Genomic DNA, 15179 nt, shown 5'->3' on the forward strand with positions numbered 1-15179 from the left:
GATGCCCCATTCACCATTTCATGGCTGATGGGGCATCTTCTAGTTATCCTTCCGCTGATTCCCGCTTGGCTTCAGTGGTTTTTTTTCGTTTAAGTTGGCCGTCCGGAAGGTTCCGGCTGCGTATGCCTGTCTTCATCCCGATGATGCTGTAGATGCTGGAAGGCTTCGCCTCAGCGGTAATCATCCCATCCGTCTCCGGCACCAAAATAATACCGAGCTGATGGTGATCCCCATCATAGATCGGGCTTTGAAGGTATTTGCTCTCCCCTTCACGGTTCAGCACCTCCAGCTTGCAGAACGCTGGATTCATGCGCAGCGCCTCATGTAGCTGCGCCGCATCGGTCAACAGGACCCCGTTGACCTTCAGTAAGATCTCGCCGGGCAGGATGCCCAGCTCCTGGCCGGGACTGCCCGGCAGCACGGCCAGCACTTTGCGGCCGCGCGGTGGATGCACGAAGATGGGGCTGATGCTGCGCTCTTCCAGAGCGCTGTACCAGCTTAACCCTTCGTGCAGCACAATGGCTGCGAGCGCCGCGACCAGAGTCAGCGGGCTCCACCAAGCGGCAAGCAGGCTTAAGCCGAGCAGGACGATGCTGTAGATCAGCAGTCGTCCTGCAGTGCGGGCCGCCTTGCGCCCGGGCAGCATGCCCTGCGTCATCTCGCTGAAGCCGATGATGACGGGCAAAGAGACGATGCCAAGGCTGCCGCCCAGCAGCGAGTGCCATGGCAAATCCGTTCCTGCTCCCGATGGGATCAGCAGGAACAGCGGCAGCGGCCAGAAGGCCTGCAGCTGATAGCCGCCAACGACCATGCCTCGCTTTCCCTTCAGGAAGAGCGGCGTTGCAAGCTTGGCCCCTTGTCTGCGGGCCAGCAGTGCCTCCGCCATGTGCAGCAGCGCAGCTAACACTAGCAAAGCAGGAATATCCATCTCCCGTATGGCGGTGGTAATATTCCCTACCGTTCCACTATCTAAAGCATCTGGAAAGAAAGAAATTACAAACTGAATGATACCTAACAAGCCTATAGAATACGCAAAGCACAAATACCGCACACGCAGTAGCGACAACACGAGACTAACTACCCAAATACAGGCTACAGCGGTACCTGATAACGATATTCCTAGCAGAACGGCTGCTATAGAGACGACCAAACCCAGGACTAAACCACTCCATACCGTCCGCCACGTTTCCTGACCCCAGCTATGTAATTTTACATGTATCAGCTTTCGTTCTAATGCCACCTGCCTACGGTAATATAACGCAATAAATATAATAGCAATGTAGTAATACGGCTGGATCAATAAGTGTAAGAACGCAGTGCCCAAGCTTCCTAACAGTTCCTGAATCACATTCAAACTGTTCGTCACACTCCTTTTCGTCCGATGACTGATTTGTATATATTCTAATTCCTCTACGTCGGTTGGCATTTTCTTATCTAAAAGAAAAAAAGAAGGCTGAATTCAGCCTTCTTACTTTTTCGACGCTGCCGCCTTAATTTCCTTCTGAATCTCAGCAATCCCTTTATTCCGTTGGTTGTCGTGAGCAGGGTCTTGAATGACCTTGATCAGCGCTGCTTCCAGCGCCTCCGCTGTCTTGGCGTCAATTATGCCTGTGACTTGGAGCTTTGCTGTACTTTGGAACTTCTTCACTGCGTCCTTAGTGCCAGCATCGAAATAGCCATCTTTACGTCCAGGCTTGTAACCCAAACCGTCCAGCATCGTCTGTGCACTCTTCACATCAGCGTTGTTCATATTATATTGCAGCGCCACGCTTTTGTTAATTGGAGCCACCGAGAAGTAATCCGGCTGCGCTACCGCGATATCCGGTTTAATTCCCTTGCCGTGGATCCATGTGCCGTCTGGCGTAAGCCATTTGGCAATGGTAACTTTCAGCAAGCTGCCGTCTCCAAGCTGTTTGTCAAAGCTCGTCTGCACGGTGCCTTTACCGAAAGAATTGTCACCGATTAGCTTAGCTCCTGCCGACTGCTGCAAGGCACCCGCCAATATTTCCGAAGCACTTGCGCTACCTTTATTCATCAGCACGACCACTGGATAAGCTTTACTCGATCCTTTTGAGGTGCTAACTTCGCGTTTTTTGTCTTTGTATTCTATTTGCACTATAGATTTGCCAGCTGGAACAAATTGCTCTGCCATTTCAATAACAATCGGAAGAACACCACCTGGATCATTGCGGACGTCAATAACAAGTCCCTTCATGCCTTGCTTCTCTAACTTCTCCAGCTCTTCCTTGAATCGTTCTGCGGTATTCAAGGAGAACTGCGTAACCTCGATTACGCCCACATTGTCCTTTTCCATGGTAGCGTAGACTGTTTCGAGCTTCACATCATCCCGGGTAAGAACAAATTCCAGCGGCTCTACAGCGCCGGAACGTTGTATTTTCAAAGTGGCCTTACTGCCCTTAGGACCGCGAATCTTGGCAACAGCTGCATTCAGCTCCATACCTTCCAGCGATTCACCGTTAACGGACAAGATAACATCTTTGGCCTGAATCCCAGCTTTCTCAGCAGGTGAGCCCTTGATCGGAGAGACCACGACTACCTTGCCATTATCCGAAGAGACCTCCGCACCGATACCTGAAAAGGAACCCTCAATGCTTTCTTCGAATTTCTCAGCTGTTTCTTTACCCATATAGTTGGAATAAGGATCGCCCAGCGCTTCCATCATACCGTTGACAGCACCGTCTATCAGCTTCTCCCGATCTACTGTCTCGTAGTAATTGCTCTCAATCAGACTGAGAGCAGTTCCAAGCTTCTGGGATTCCTTCTGCTGAAGGCCAGTAACCTGCAATGCTGAGGCCAGTCCTTCTCCTGCAGCTTGTCCAATAACATGACTATAACCCGTCACGCCCAAGGTCACCAGACTACCGCATAGCAGGGCGGCGATAATCATAAACGCCGCTGTGCTTTTTTTTAACATGATGTTCCCACCGTCCCTTCTTGTCCATCTCGCAAACAACTCCATAAGTCCGTCCTGAAAGGTACGGTATCTCTTCCAGTATATGCCGTACGTTCAAATAATATGAGTTATAAGTTCTTAAAAATTAGAGATAGGGCATCGGATTTACTGTCTTGCCGTCGATCCGAACTTCAAAATGGAGATGGGGGCCCGTCGAATTACCTGTAGAACCGGATTCAGCAATCACATCCCCACGATTGACTCTATCCCCAGGGCTAACCTTGATACCACCTTTACGGATATGTCCGTAGAGGGTCCAAACTCCGCCGCCATGATCAACAATTACACAATATCCATAGCCGCTATACCATTCAGCTACGATTACCGTTCCGGAATCAGCCGCATGAATATTGGTTCCTTGTGGAACTGCAAAGTCTACCCCGGTGTGTACTTTCCCCTTCTCACCCGTAATTGGGTGTGTCCGTGGTCCGTAGGAGGAAGAGATTCTTGCCGAACCTACAGGCAGCAGGAAGGGTCCATCTCCACCAGCATACGCGGTTGAGGAGCTGGAGCTTGAACTGCTGCTTGCCTTGCTAGCTGCAGCTTTCTTGGCCGCTGCTGCTGCCCGGCGTGCTGCTTCTGCTTTGGCGGCTGCTGCTTTGCGAGCCGCTTCCTCAGCTTTAATCTTATCCTTTTGGGTTTCCAAAGCAGAACGTTCGCTCGCCAGCTTAACCAGCTTCTCGTTCTGCTCTTCACTTAGATCATCGCTTTCTTGAATCTGCTTATCATAAAATGCGATAAGCTCCTGCTTCTCCGCTTCCTTCTCTTTCAGCAGGCTTCTCTGATTTTCCAAGGAGGTGTATAACTGCTTGGCTTGAGCATATTGCCCCTCAAGCTCCTGCTTCTTCTCTACAACTGTCTGCTTGTCCAGCTTGTGTTGGACTAACAGCTCCTGATCCTGATCCACAATCATCTTAAGCGAATCGGTGCGGCCCAGAAAATCAGAGAAGCTTGTCGATGAGAGCAAAACATCTAGGTAAGACACCGCTCCATCCGTGTACATCAACCGGACACGGGATCCTAAGAGTTCTTCTCTTGAGGCCACTCGTGCCTCTGCTTCATCCAATTCCGTTGCTGTAACGTTAAGGGATTCTTCTGTATCGGAAATTTTGTTAGAGATGTCGGTCATTTTACCTTTAACTTGATCCACTTGCTGCAATACATATTGTAAATTAATATTTGTCTTATTCTTATAGTGCTGCGCTTCCTGTGTTTGGGACTCCGCTTTCTCTTGCTGCGCCTTAGCTTCCTGCACCTCTTGTTGCAGCTGCTTTAATTGCTTATCGATCTCGGCAACACTTGTTTTTTTGGCATATCCATCAGAGGGTTGGAATATAGTGACAGCTAGTAACATTACGGCTAGTCCGGCGGCAATCTTCTTCAACTCGCACTCCCCATCCTTCACTCTTAAATTAAACTTTCAAAAACTTACGAATAGAAACCGTACTTCCCCAGACGCCGATTAGCACGCCTAGTCCAACTAACAGACCCACGAGCAGCAGCCAAATATCACTGAAAGGGATCAACTGCAATCCGAGCATAGGATCTCCCTGTACCGAAGATTCCAAACCGTTGTAGCCGGCATATAAAACGCCCGAAGTAATCAATGATCCAATGAGTCCAATTAATGCCCCTTCTATAAAGAAAGGCCAACGAATAAAATAATTTGTCGCGCCTACCAGCTTCATAATCCCAATCTCTTTACGCCGGGCAAGAATCGTCACCCGAATAGTATTGGAGATGAGGAACATAGACATAAGTGCCAGCCCCGCTACAAAAATAAAGCCAATGTTACGTACGGCACGCGTGATTTTAAACAATGTTTCTATCGAGCCTTTGCCATATTTCACTTTGTAGATAGGCTGCTCGGTATGTGTCTTGTTAAGGGCTTGAATCTTCTCAGCCACAAAAGCAACGGTTGTAGGTTCAATAACCTCTACCTGAAGGGTATCTGGAAGCGGGTTATTATCTTCATCGAACCCTTCCAGAAGCTCTGCTGCCTCCTCGCCCATATCCGCGCGGAGATCTTTAAGTCCCTGTTCCTTGGAGATGAACGTAATCTTGCTGACCTCCGGCATATTGCCAATTTCAGTCTGCAGGGTCTCGCGCATCTTCTGATCTGTATTCAAAGCTAGGTGCACTTTGATCTGTACCTGACTGTCTGCCTCATCAGCTACAGAATTTACGTTGAGGACAAGAAGAATAAATACACCTAGAACAAAAAGAGAAACAACAATCGAAGTGATTGAGGCGATCGACATCCAGCCATTACGGAATACGCTTTTAAAGCCTTCCCGCACATGTCGCAAGAAGGTTTTAAAACTCATAACCATATTCCCCTCTCGCTTGGTCTCTGACAATGTTTCCATTCTCAATCGCAAGCACCCGTTTGCGCATTTTGTTCACAATATCTCTGTTATGGGTAGCCATTACAATCGTTGTTCCACGAAAATTAATCTCGTCAAGCAGCTGCATAATGCCCCATGAAGTCTCGGGGTCTAAGTTACCTGTAGGCTCGTCCGCAATAATAACAGAAGGATTGTTGACGATAGCCCGTGCAATAGCGATCCGTTGCTGCTCACCACCAGAAAGCTGTGAGGGCTCACGATTCGCTTTACTTCTCAGCCCAACCAAATCAAGAACCTCATTCACACGTTTCTTGATGACTTTTTTCGGCGCTTCAATAACTTCCATAGCAAAAGCTACATTCTCGTATGCCGTCATTCTGGGCAAAAGCCGAAAATCTTGAAATACAACGCCGATATTACGGCGGACATAAGGGATTTTGCGTGGTTTTAGCTTTCCTATATTGAAACCTCCCACCGAAATCTGTCCTTTGGTAGGCACTTCTTCTCTATAAATCAATTTCATAAAAGTAGATTTACCCGCGCCGGAAGGGCCGACAACGTACACGAATTCATTGCGGTCGATTTTCACTGAAACTCCTTGCAGTGCGTGAGTTCCGTTAGGGTACGTTTTCCATACATCTTGCATTTCAATCATTTTCTCACTTCCCAATTATGACATTTTCCACTTGTGCGAATCGACATTGTCCACCTCAAGTTTCCATAAACTTCAATATTTCCGCAATGTATCTATTGTAACAAATCTGTAACTGATTGAGTACCCCGTAACTGCACGACTATTCGAAAGTTTTGTAGTGACTGGACATATACATATAAAAAAGCACCTAGCGGTGCCTGTTATCAGATGTCGTAACTCCCTTTATTAGAGACTACTTATTTCTTACTAATTTATTATCGGTATCCCACGAAGTGTTCTTTAAGTTCTGTTACAGGGCCGCGCCTGCTTAGCGCAATCCAAATCCCCAAAAGGAGATTAATCATGAAAAAAATCCATGCTGCCCTCATAGTGGTTATCGCACTCGTCCTTATCGGCTCCTGTATTTACGGAGGGCTTCATCTATATGGCAGCAAAACCACGCTTCCAAAGGGTACAACCCTTGCCGGCTGGCAGGTCGGAGGCATCACCCTCACCGAGGTCCGCTCCCAGCTGGATAAACGGCTGCATGCCCTAGAATCCGTCCCTCTAGTGCTAAAAGTGGAGGGCAATGCAGATTTACCCCTAACTCTTAGTAAGACTGGGTTGAGTTATGAAGCCGCTGCTTTTCAGCAGGGCTTAAAAGAGCTTGCCGAAGGAACGCTTTGGGAGCGGGTAAAGGCACGCTATAACTTCCCTCAGCTGTGGAAGCTTGAAACTCATCTGGAAATCGCACAATTCCAGAAAATTCTAAGTCCCACTTGGGAGAAGGAGTCCTTTGGTGAACCAGTGGACGCTACGCGGCGAATTACAGGCGATGACCGAATCGTATATACTTCTGAGAAAACTTCCCTGGAGGTTGATTGGACAGCTCTGGAGACTTCCTTAGGAGCAGCTGCCCCCACCAGCTTTAATCATCTAAATACCCTGCTGGAGAAAGGAATCACGATGGAGGTCCCTTTGTTAATTCTGCAGCCTGACATAACTTTAAAGAAATTAAAGGAACAAGGTATCGAGCGAAAAGTAATGCAGTTCAGCACCTCTCTAGGTGCAAGTGGACCTGGACGAAGCTACAACGTGGAAGCTGCTGCCAAAGCTGTGGATGGAACCATTCTCCCGCCTGGAGCCGTCTTTGATTATGGAAAAGCTATAGAAAAAGCAAAGGTGAATTACGGCTTCCGTGAAGCGCCGGTGATTGTGAACGGCAAGCTGCAAGCAGGTGTTGGTGGAGGGATCTGCCAAGTGTCGAGCACTCTTTACAATGCCGCACTGCGTATAGGGCTAGAAATTGTGGAACGCCGTAATCATTCCTTGCCCGTCAACTACTTGCCCAAAGGTCAGGACGCAACATTCGCTGAAGGTTATATCAACTTTCGTTTTCGCAATACGACTGGCAAATATCTCATAATTAAAGCAGCTGTGCAGGGTAAATCACTGACCATAAAGCTGTTCGGCACGTTTCCGCAAAATGTCACTTACAAAGTTCATTCAAAAACAGTAGAAGTACTCCCTCCAGTCGATAAATACGTAAACGATTCTTCACTGCCTCGTGGCAGCTCACGCGTTATTCAAAATGGGAAAACCGGATATATTGTAGAAACCTACATTACAAAGTATGTTGACGGTAAATCCACTGAGGTGAATAAACTGTCCCGCGACGTATATTACGCACAAAAACGATTAATCGCCATTAATCGTGGAGGCGTGAGCAAATCCATAATCCCCGATGTCCCCCGAAAGCAGCTGGTGGAGGACGGGGTCCGCAGTGAATAGCTAACAACAAATAACCGGTCAGAGCCCCTAAGGTCTGACCGGTTATTTTTGCCAGCAATCTATTTTACCTGTAGCTTACGTTACCCGGCTTTGAAATTTACGATTCAGGGGTACATTAGAAGTAGACCCATAATCAGAAAGGATGAACATCCTATGACAACAGCTCTTGTAAATGATCTTACTGGTATTGTCCGCAGTGCTCCTGCTATTTTTGCCTCACGCACTTGCAGAGAAGCCCTTCGCGTCATGTTTCAGCATCCAGAATCCAAATGTATCGTCGTCTGCAATGCTATGAATGAACCCCTCGGATTGTTGATGAGCGAACGTTTCTTTTTAAAAGCTACAGGAAGATCCGGAGTAGATCTGTTCTACAGAGAACCTGCCATGAAGCTTATGAACAAAACCCCGCTCATTCTTGACATTTCCACTCCACTCGATACGGTATTGAGCCTCGCTATGAACCGCCCAGACCCTATGAAAAATGATTGTGTCATTATCACTCGCAAAGGTAAATTCGCTGGTGTTGCTTATACCTCTGACCTTATCCGCGCCCAAGCGTAGAGCCTCTTTGCCCTTCCTCTTCTACCCTAACCCTTCCTCAAAAAAGAATATCCGGTGACGTATCAATTCTCCAGTATCCATTCACCTTTTTCAGCTTCACATACACCGACTCACTGCCTTCCTGCCCGCTCGAATAAGGAACTGTTAAGTCAAATTCAGCGGTTGTTGCAGTTTTGGAGAGCATTCGGGCGGTGGCTTTTTCAAACATTAATGAGTTTCCAAGATCCGCATTCACCTGTGACATTCTACCTTCATGCTCCAAAAATTGAGTCTGCACATAATAAGCTGCTGCATTATGCGTGTAGGCTTTTTTTATGTAATTCATCAGCTTCGCCTTTGTCCCAATATCATTGGAAAGGTAACGGTACTCTTGCGCTTTATACATGAAGGTTTCCATCGGGAAAAAGTTGCCCCCGCGGCTAGTATAGAAATAGATTGCTCTGGCATGTACAACAAGCGGTACCACACTTTTTACCGTCAAATTGTTTATAGTAGCTGGGCCTTCTTTTCCTGTGCCAATCACAGCCACATTTTTTATTGCCGAGCTTCCCACTGATGATGAAGCTGCCATAACTCCGCTACCTGCTGATAAAAGGCCTAAGGATAGGGCCAACGAACCAAGCATCCATTTTTTGTTCATCTGAAGTTCCTCCTCTTTCATCTGAAAAATACAGGCGATCGCCACTGTTTCAGCTTATGCACCCCGCAAGCTAAAATACCCAATAAACAGAGGAATGAAAACGTATTACAACTCTTTTGAAAATATAAAAAAACTCCACCCTCCTGATTCACAGGAAAAGCGGAGTAATATAGTTAAATAAAGTAGTACAAGAACCCTAATCGGATGCTGCTGCGGTGGCCTCAAAATACGCTGTAAAAGCTACGTTAGCAGTCAAAATACTCTCCGTATTGTTCTTAGTACGATCCTCGTAGGATTGCTGAAAATTGAAAGAGTCCACATTCACAATACGGGGTAAGGCTTGTAGTTCATCCATCCATTGCCGGATCCCCGAATATGTCCCTTCCACCACTGCAGTCATTTTGATCTGTTTGACCGTCGGGAATGACACCTCAGCTGAACCTGTCATTTGCTGAATCGGATTAGCCTCATCCATAACAAAACTAAGATCCTTTAGCCGCGCTTGTGAGGACGTGCTAACCTCCCGCAAATCAACAATCAGACCTTCGCTGTCATCGCCCTTTGGGAGTTCCCCCAGTAATTCCTTCTGTTCTAGATCTCCCTCAGTGCCGCTGCCCTTCAGCTCATAGATTTTGTTTTGGAGGACTTCTGCTTCCTTTTCCAACTGACTGATCTCGCTGCTCTGTGCGGAAATTTCCTTATTGGCCGGCTGAACACCCAGCATATAGAACGCAAACAATATCAGGAATAGAATTAACACACCTAGTACGATGGGAGAGCGATATTTATTGATCTGTTCCATCGCTGCTCACCTCCCCTTGGCTTGCATCTGTATTATTTGCCTGCTGCTTAGCCGCTGCTAAGTTCACTTTATAAATAGCCGTATACGTATTGTATGAAATGGCATCTTCGGCTCCTTCAGTAAGCTTTTGAATAGAGGCATCGGTCGTAAAAGACATTTGGCGAAGTTGTCTTAAATAGTTGGACGCATCCTCCATAGTGGATACATTTACAGTCAGATCTATAGATGTCCGGTAGGTATAGTTAATATCACGGATTAGTGCCTCCTTAGGCAATCCTTCCACTAATTCGTCCAACATAGGGACTGCAATCACCTTATTGTCCTGAAGTACTGTGATGGCTGCTTTCCGATCTAGCTGTCCAGGTCCGCTGTTCTTAAGCTTCGCGAGCTCAACTTGGAGCATAAAACTGCGATCCTGCAGGCCTTGCAGCTGTTCTTTACCGTTAGAGATTTGACCCTTATTGGCAGAAAAATAAATCCCCGTTCCGATCATCCCCAGCAGCCAGATCGCTACAAGCCCCATCGTGACATAAGGAAATAGCAACGTCTCCCGATCTTCTCTCGGCAATAAATCAATCGTATCCGTGTTGATGCTATTTTTTAGAGCAGTCCCGGCAGCTACACGGTAATCATTTAGTTCAGGGTCAGAAACAGCAGCACTAGCCATCTGTTCCAGACTTATTGGTGTTATTTCAAGTTCAGCTAGGGACTGCTGGAGTTCTAGGTCCAGTTGTTTACGAATTGAGGGAGTGCCCGTAATCACTAAATTATTGATACGAGTGGAACCGTCATGCAAGCTGTATTGATAAAAGCTGAGCATACGGGAGATTTCCGCAGTGATTTCCACCATTTGCTCGGGCGATAAATGTTCTTCTACAGCGACAGCTGTTTCTGCCAAGGTTTCACTGTCTGTCAAAAGATCCATTCCCGCTAAATTTCTTCCTTTATGTAGATCAAGTAAGTTTATCGTACGAATAAAGACCGGATTCCCGTTTCTGAACATATAAATGTCCATTACCGATGGCTCCATATTAATCAGCATCGTCTCCGCAAAGCTCTCCCCGTGCCCAGTGGTTATAGCACGCGCCAAGGCGGTTGCCGAAATTTCGACACTGCTTATCCGGAGACCCGCCCGCTCCAGAATTTCTACGTAATCCTGAATCGATTTTCGCGGAGCAGCAAATACGAGCAGATGGCTTTGCTCCTCACCCACTTCGAGCGTTACATAATCGTAGACAGGATTTTCAAAAGGTAAATGCAGTCCCGTCTCCACTTCCAGCTTCACGAGTTGTTCTACCTGTTTGTCATTGGTACTAGGAATACTCATTTTACGGATAATGATCTGTGAAGGGGGAATGGACAAAGAAACCTTACTGCCCCGTAAGCCTTCCTTCTTCACCCACTGCCTTACCCGATCATAAAGCGCCTCGCTATCCGCCACCTGATTCTCAATGATCATGCCTGGAAGGAGCGGGAGAAACCGTTTTTTACGGACTTCCCATGACTGTTTATTCTTAAAACTAATATAACGGATTCCGGCAGCTTCAATTGAAAGTCCGGCCACTTTGGGGCCTAATCCAAGCATGTGATCGATGTCCTCCTATCCGATAAGCGAGAGATACGCGCCGATGATGTGTGAACCATATCCAAAACTAATTAAAGCTCCTATAGCTAACCATGGGCCGAAGGGTACCGGCTGTTTACGTTTGATTACACCGAGCAGCATCAGCAGTCCGCCCACCACGCTCCCAAGCAGACAAGCCACAAAAAAAGCCAAAATCACATTCGGAAAGCCAATCACCAAACCCAGCAGCGCAAATAACTTCACATCTCCAGCCCCCATGCCACCTAATAGAACAAAAGGGATAAGAACCCCTCCCCCAAGCACAGCTCCTAGCAGATGATGCCATATCGGTCCATCCGGAAATAACAGTACAAGAATCAGCAGCAGCGGTAAAAAAAACAACAATACCTTATTGGGAATCAGCATGTACTTCAAATCCGCAACCGTCACGATAACCGCTAAACTCACAAGAATGAACCCGATGATTCCCTTACCCGTCAGGCCAAATTGCAAATACACCCATAAAAAAAGCAAACCCGTTGCCGCTTCTCCAAGCGGATATAATGGCGATACCCTTGTTCCGCAGTATCGGCATTTGCCTCCTGACAGCAGGTAGCTTACCACCGGAATCAAATCCCGCGCTTTTAGCCGCGTGTTGCAGTTCGGGCAATGTGACGGCGGATTAAGCAAGGATTCCTTGGCCGGAACCCGCAGCGCCACTACGTTATAAAAGGAGCCTAGAATCAGACCCAGTAATGTGATGTAACTTGCGATAAATATCATCATGGCTGTCCTCTGTTAGCTTCTGGATTTTAAAAAAGGAATCGGGAAGTCCGATTCCTAAGGATATTATAATCAAACTTCATTAAACCAATAAATGTAAGATCCTTATTTTTTCTCAGAGTCCAAAACTTCTTGTGCCGTGAAGGTTTCTGTTCCAGCCGCTGTTATAATAGTCAGAGCTGGAGTACCTGTAGTCGTACTTAATTGCCCATTCACAAAATTAACCACTCCACCTGTAATGGCAGCTTTAGTACTTGGTAATACAAGACCTCTCTCTAGGTAGCCATCTTGTTGAAGACCAGAAACAGCAGCAGTACTTCCTGATGCGGCTGATCCTGTAATTGGAATACTTAATGTACCTGATGGATAAGTTCCATTTAACTCGGCAGTCACATACATACGTGCAGCATCATAAATTTGTCGAGCAGTTGATGCATTAGCGTCCTCCTTAGTATTATTAATTATTCCACCAATCATCGGTATTGCAATAACCGCAATAATCCCCAAAATAACAATAACCGCCAGCAACTCAATCAGCGTAAACCCCTTTTGATTTTCCTCTTTGCTTAATCTTCTCTTAATCGCTTGTGCTAACATTTGATTTCCCCCTCTAAGTGGTGTGTGATTGATAAGACCTATATTCTTCATTTCAGTGAATCCAGCATCATCTATCTTGTGCTTACGGAAACAGCTCGTCCATCGTCGTCTAATCGCCAGCGTAAGTTCGTGGATCTTGCCCCGCCTCCCCGGCGTCACCCCTCTCAATATATACAAGGAACCAAGAGGTTCACATATTACCGTACAGACTGAACATCGGCAGCATAATGGCAGCTACAATGACACCTACAACAGCAGCTAAAAAAGCAATCAGCAGCGGTTCAAGCAGCGATTTCAGACGGTCGACGGTATTCTCCACGTCCATCTCATAAAAATCAGCTACCTTGGACAACATCGTGTCGAGCGCCCCTGTCTCTTCGCCAATCGCTATCATCTGTGTAACTAGTGGCGGAAAGACCCAAGCTTTTTTTAGCGGCTCAGATAGTGGATTTCCTTGTCTCAGCGAATCGCCTGCACTACGGATGAATCTCCCGATGACCTTATTTCCTGCTACCTCCTCAACAATCACCAAGGATTGTAGAATCGGTACAGAGCTGGCATAAAGAGAAGAAAAAGTGCGCGTAAACTGAGCAATCGAGCCTTTTTGATTCAGCTTACCGAACACAGGTATCTTAAGCTTGGCATAATCCAGAGCGTAAGCACCCTTTTCCGTACGTTTTGTAATCTGAAAAGCTATCACTAGGAGAAGTACTCCGAGTATCCAGAAATACCATTGACCTTGAATGCTTTTGCTAAGTGCCAAGACCATCTGTGTAATTGCCGGAAGCTCGGCATCCATCGATTCAAACATCGTTACAAACTGCGGCACAATCGCCCAAAGTAGATAGATAACCGCGGCAATCGCCATAACCCCTACGGTAATCGGGTACGTAAGCGCTGATTTTATCTTCTCTGTCGTGGTGTGCTGTTTCTCAAAAAACATAGCCAGCCTGTCCAACGTCCCCTCAATATCACCGGATTCCTCACCGGCACGGATCATGCTGACAAATAGCTGCGGGAAGATTTTTTTATGATCCTGAACGGCTTGTGAGAACGATATCCCCCGCATCAGGCTGGAATTAACATCTACTAACGCTTTGCGCAGTGGCTTACTCTCGGTCTGCTCTGCCAAAATACGCGTTGCATCCACAATCGATACCCCCGCCCGCATAAGCGTGGCAAACTGCCTGCAATAAATGATGAAATGAAGCGGCTTAACGGGATTACCAATATAAATGTCCATCGATAAAATTGTGGTTTTGCGTTCAATCAGTGAAAATACCGTAAGTCCCCGCTTGCGTAGCTCCTCCATCGCCGTAGGTTTATCGGTTGCTGTTAGTTTCCCTTTGATAGATTTGCCCGCGGATGTCTTCACCTGATATTCAAAAAGAGGCATCAGCTGCTCACCTCCGCCATAAACGCCTTAGCTGCTGCTGGATCAATAAGCCCCTGCGATAAATAGTCACGGATGCTCATGTCCAAGGTGTGCATGCTTTGTGAGCGCCCGGTTTGCATTACATTTTTGATCTGATGTGTTTTTTCGGTACGAATAAGATTGGCTACGGCAGGTGTATTGACCAAAATTTCCGTTGCGCATAAACGCCCCCGACCTCCAGCCCTTGGGAACAACCGCTGACTGACTACTGCCAGCAGCACTGATGCTAATTGTGAACGAACCTGTCCCTGCTGATGGCCCGGAAAAGCGTCGATAATTCGGTCAATCGTCTGTGGTGCGTCTGTTGTGTGTAAGGTTGCCATCACAAGATGACCTGTCTCTGCGGCCGTAACCGCTGCTGAAATGGTCTCCAAATCCCGCATCTCACCAACGAGAATAACATCCGGGTCCTGACGTAAGGCAGCACGTAATCCATTAGCAAAACTAGCCGTATCACTTCCCACTTCACGTTGATCTACTAGACAGGTTCCATGGTTATGTAGAAATTCTATCGGATCTTCCAACGTCACTATATGCTTGCTCTCCGTCTGGTTAATATAATTCAGCATAGCTGCAAGCGTAGAAGATTTGCCGCTGCCTGTGGGTCCTGTAACCAAAATTAGACCTTGTGGCTTAAGCGACAAAGTAGTTAAAATCGAAGGCATCGACAGCTGTTCCAGACTCGGAATCTCTGCAGGAATGGCCCGGGCGGCGATACTAACCTCGCCCCGCTGACGATAAACGTTCACCCGGAATCTTACCCCACCATCAAGCGGATATGAAAAATCGAACTCGCCCGCATTCCGAAATGCTTCAATTCGTTCATTACCAAGTAGCGTTTTGGCCATATCTGCCGCTTCTTCAGCAACCACGGATTCACCCTCAAGCGAGTGCAGCTTTCCATCCATCCGAATAACCGGCGGTGATCCTACGGAAATATGTAAGTCAGAAGCTTTGGAGGAGTAAGCCGTTTGTAATAGTTGTCTAATATCCCGCGTATACGTTGGCATTAGCCGCTCCCCCTAAGTTAGAATGCTAAATCCCTGTTAA

Annotated in this window: 14 protein-coding genes; 2 read left to right on the forward strand and 12 right to left on the reverse strand. The window is 47.0% G+C overall.

What is annotated here, in order from left to right; all coding sequences use genetic code 11:
* Positions 1-43: 43 nt before the first annotated feature.
* From NYE35_RS28745 to ftsE, 5 genes are all read right to left on the reverse strand, one after another.
* A complete protein-coding gene (locus NYE35_RS28745; protein WP_341122304.1) occupies positions 44-1069 on the reverse strand; it encodes a PDZ domain-containing protein in 1026 nt (341 codons plus the stop codon).
* Between the two features lie 399 nt (positions 1070-1468).
* Positions 1469-2935, reverse strand: coding sequence for a S41 family peptidase (locus NYE35_RS28750; RefSeq protein ID WP_076107072.1), 1467 nt, complete (start codon positions 2933-2935; stop codon positions 1469-1471).
* A gap of 124 nt (positions 2936-3059) precedes the next feature.
* On the reverse strand, positions 3060-4358 hold the full coding sequence (locus tag NYE35_RS28755; RefSeq protein WP_341122305.1) for a murein hydrolase activator EnvC family protein: 1299 nt from the start codon (positions 4356-4358) through the stop codon (positions 3060-3062).
* Between the two features lie 28 nt (positions 4359-4386).
* Positions 4387-5301 carry a permease-like cell division protein FtsX gene (gene ftsX, locus NYE35_RS28760; protein ID WP_036678558.1) on the reverse strand — a complete coding sequence of 305 codons (915 nt, stop codon included), beginning with the start codon at positions 5299-5301 and terminating at the stop codon, positions 4387-4389.
* Positions 5291-5977, reverse strand: coding sequence for a cell division ATP-binding protein FtsE (gene ftsE / locus NYE35_RS28765; RefSeq protein ID WP_036678556.1), 687 nt, complete (start codon positions 5975-5977; stop codon positions 5291-5293). Before ftsE ends, ftsX begins: the two co-directional genes overlap by 11 nt.
* A 342-nt stretch (positions 5978-6319) precedes the next feature.
* Here ftsE and NYE35_RS28770 point away from each other — a divergent pair, with 342 nt between their 5' ends.
* Positions 6320-7747, forward strand: a complete 1428-nt coding sequence (locus NYE35_RS28770) for a VanW family protein (RefSeq protein ID WP_076140760.1) — start codon at positions 6320-6322, stop codon at positions 7745-7747.
* A 153-nt stretch (positions 7748-7900) separates the two neighbouring features.
* Complete coding sequence (locus NYE35_RS28775; protein WP_076140758.1) at positions 7901-8308, forward strand: CBS domain-containing protein; 408 nt, start codon at positions 7901-7903, stop codon at positions 8306-8308.
* A gap of 37 nt (positions 8309-8345) precedes the next feature.
* Here the strand turns inward: NYE35_RS28775 and NYE35_RS28780 are convergent, their stop codons facing one another.
* From NYE35_RS28780 to NYE35_RS28810, 7 genes are all read right to left on the reverse strand, one after another.
* Complete coding sequence (locus NYE35_RS28780; RefSeq protein WP_051491029.1) at positions 8346-8948, reverse strand: DL-endopeptidase inhibitor IseA family protein; 603 nt, start codon at positions 8946-8948, stop codon at positions 8346-8348.
* 196 nt (positions 8949-9144) lie between these two features.
* On the reverse strand, positions 9145-9750 hold the full coding sequence (pilO, locus tag NYE35_RS28785; RefSeq protein ID WP_038573548.1) for a type 4a pilus biogenesis protein PilO: 606 nt from the start codon (positions 9748-9750) through the stop codon (positions 9145-9147).
* A complete protein-coding gene (gene pilM, locus NYE35_RS28790; RefSeq protein WP_076140755.1) occupies positions 9734-11335 on the reverse strand; it encodes a pilus assembly protein PilM in 1602 nt (533 codons plus the stop codon). Before pilM ends, pilO begins: the two co-directional genes overlap by 17 nt.
* 15 nt (positions 11336-11350) lie before the next feature.
* On the reverse strand, positions 11351-12100 hold the full coding sequence (locus tag NYE35_RS28795; RefSeq protein ID WP_341122306.1) for a prepilin peptidase: 750 nt from the start codon (positions 12098-12100) through the stop codon (positions 11351-11353).
* A gap of 102 nt (positions 12101-12202) precedes the next feature.
* Positions 12203-12694 carry a type II secretion system protein gene (locus tag NYE35_RS28800; RefSeq protein WP_076144670.1) on the reverse strand — a complete coding sequence of 164 codons (492 nt, stop codon included), beginning with the start codon at positions 12692-12694 and terminating at the stop codon, positions 12203-12205.
* Positions 12695-12884: 190 nt separating this feature from the next.
* Entirely contained in the window at positions 12885-14090 is a 1206-nt protein-coding gene (locus NYE35_RS28805) for a type II secretion system F family protein (protein WP_076144668.1), read from the reverse strand.
* Positions 14090-15139, reverse strand: a complete 1050-nt coding sequence (locus NYE35_RS28810; RefSeq protein WP_341122307.1) for a type IV pilus twitching motility protein PilT — start codon at positions 15137-15139, stop codon at positions 14090-14092. Before NYE35_RS28810 ends, NYE35_RS28805 begins: the two co-directional genes overlap by 1 nt.
* Positions 15140-15179 lie beyond the last annotated feature (40 nt).

Source organism: Paenibacillus sp. FSL L8-0494 (genome assembly GCF_038003695.1).
GTDB classification, from domain to species: domain Bacteria; phylum Bacillota; class Bacilli; order Paenibacillales; family Paenibacillaceae; genus Paenibacillus_AQ; species Paenibacillus_AQ odorifer.

What these genes read in the sequence shown, in the direction of transcription:
- NYE35_RS28800 (WP_076144670.1), bottom strand. Translation starts at nt 12,694, where the DNA reads ATGTTAGCACAAGCGATTAAGAGAAGATTAAGCAAAGAGGAAAATCAA.
- NYE35_RS28750 (WP_076107072.1), bottom strand. Translation starts at nt 2,935, where the DNA reads ATGTTAAAAAAAAGCACAGCGGCGTTTATGATTATCGCCGCCCTGCTA.
- pilM (WP_076140755.1), bottom strand. Translation starts at nt 11,335, where the DNA reads ATGCTTGGATTAGGCCCCAAAGTGGCCGGACTTTCAATTGAAGCTGCC.
- NYE35_RS28775 (WP_076140758.1), top strand. Translation starts at nt 7,901, where the DNA reads ATGACAACAGCTCTTGTAAATGATCTTACTGGTATTGTCCGCAGTGCT.
- pilO (WP_038573548.1), bottom strand. Translation starts at nt 9,750, where the DNA reads ATGGAACAGATCAATAAATATCGCTCTCCCATCGTACTAGGTGTGTTA.
- NYE35_RS28795 (WP_341122306.1), bottom strand. Translation starts at nt 12,100, where the DNA reads ATGATGATATTTATCGCAAGTTACATCACATTACTGGGTCTGATTCTA.
- NYE35_RS28770 (WP_076140760.1), top strand. Translation starts at nt 6,320, where the DNA reads ATGAAAAAAATCCATGCTGCCCTCATAGTGGTTATCGCACTCGTCCTT.
- NYE35_RS28805 (WP_076144668.1), bottom strand. Translation starts at nt 14,090, where the DNA reads ATGCCTCTTTTTGAATATCAGGTGAAGACATCCGCGGGCAAATCTATC.
- NYE35_RS28810 (WP_341122307.1), bottom strand. Translation starts at nt 15,139, where the DNA reads ATGCCAACGTATACGCGGGATATTAGACAACTATTACAAACGGCTTAC.
- NYE35_RS28780 (WP_051491029.1), bottom strand. Translation starts at nt 8,948, where the DNA reads ATGAACAAAAAATGGATGCTTGGTTCGTTGGCCCTATCCTTAGGCCTT.
- ftsX (WP_036678558.1), bottom strand. Translation starts at nt 5,301, where the DNA reads ATGAGTTTTAAAACCTTCTTGCGACATGTGCGGGAAGGCTTTAAAAGC.
- ftsE (WP_036678556.1), bottom strand. Translation starts at nt 5,977, where the DNA reads ATGATTGAAATGCAAGATGTATGGAAAACGTACCCTAACGGAACTCAC.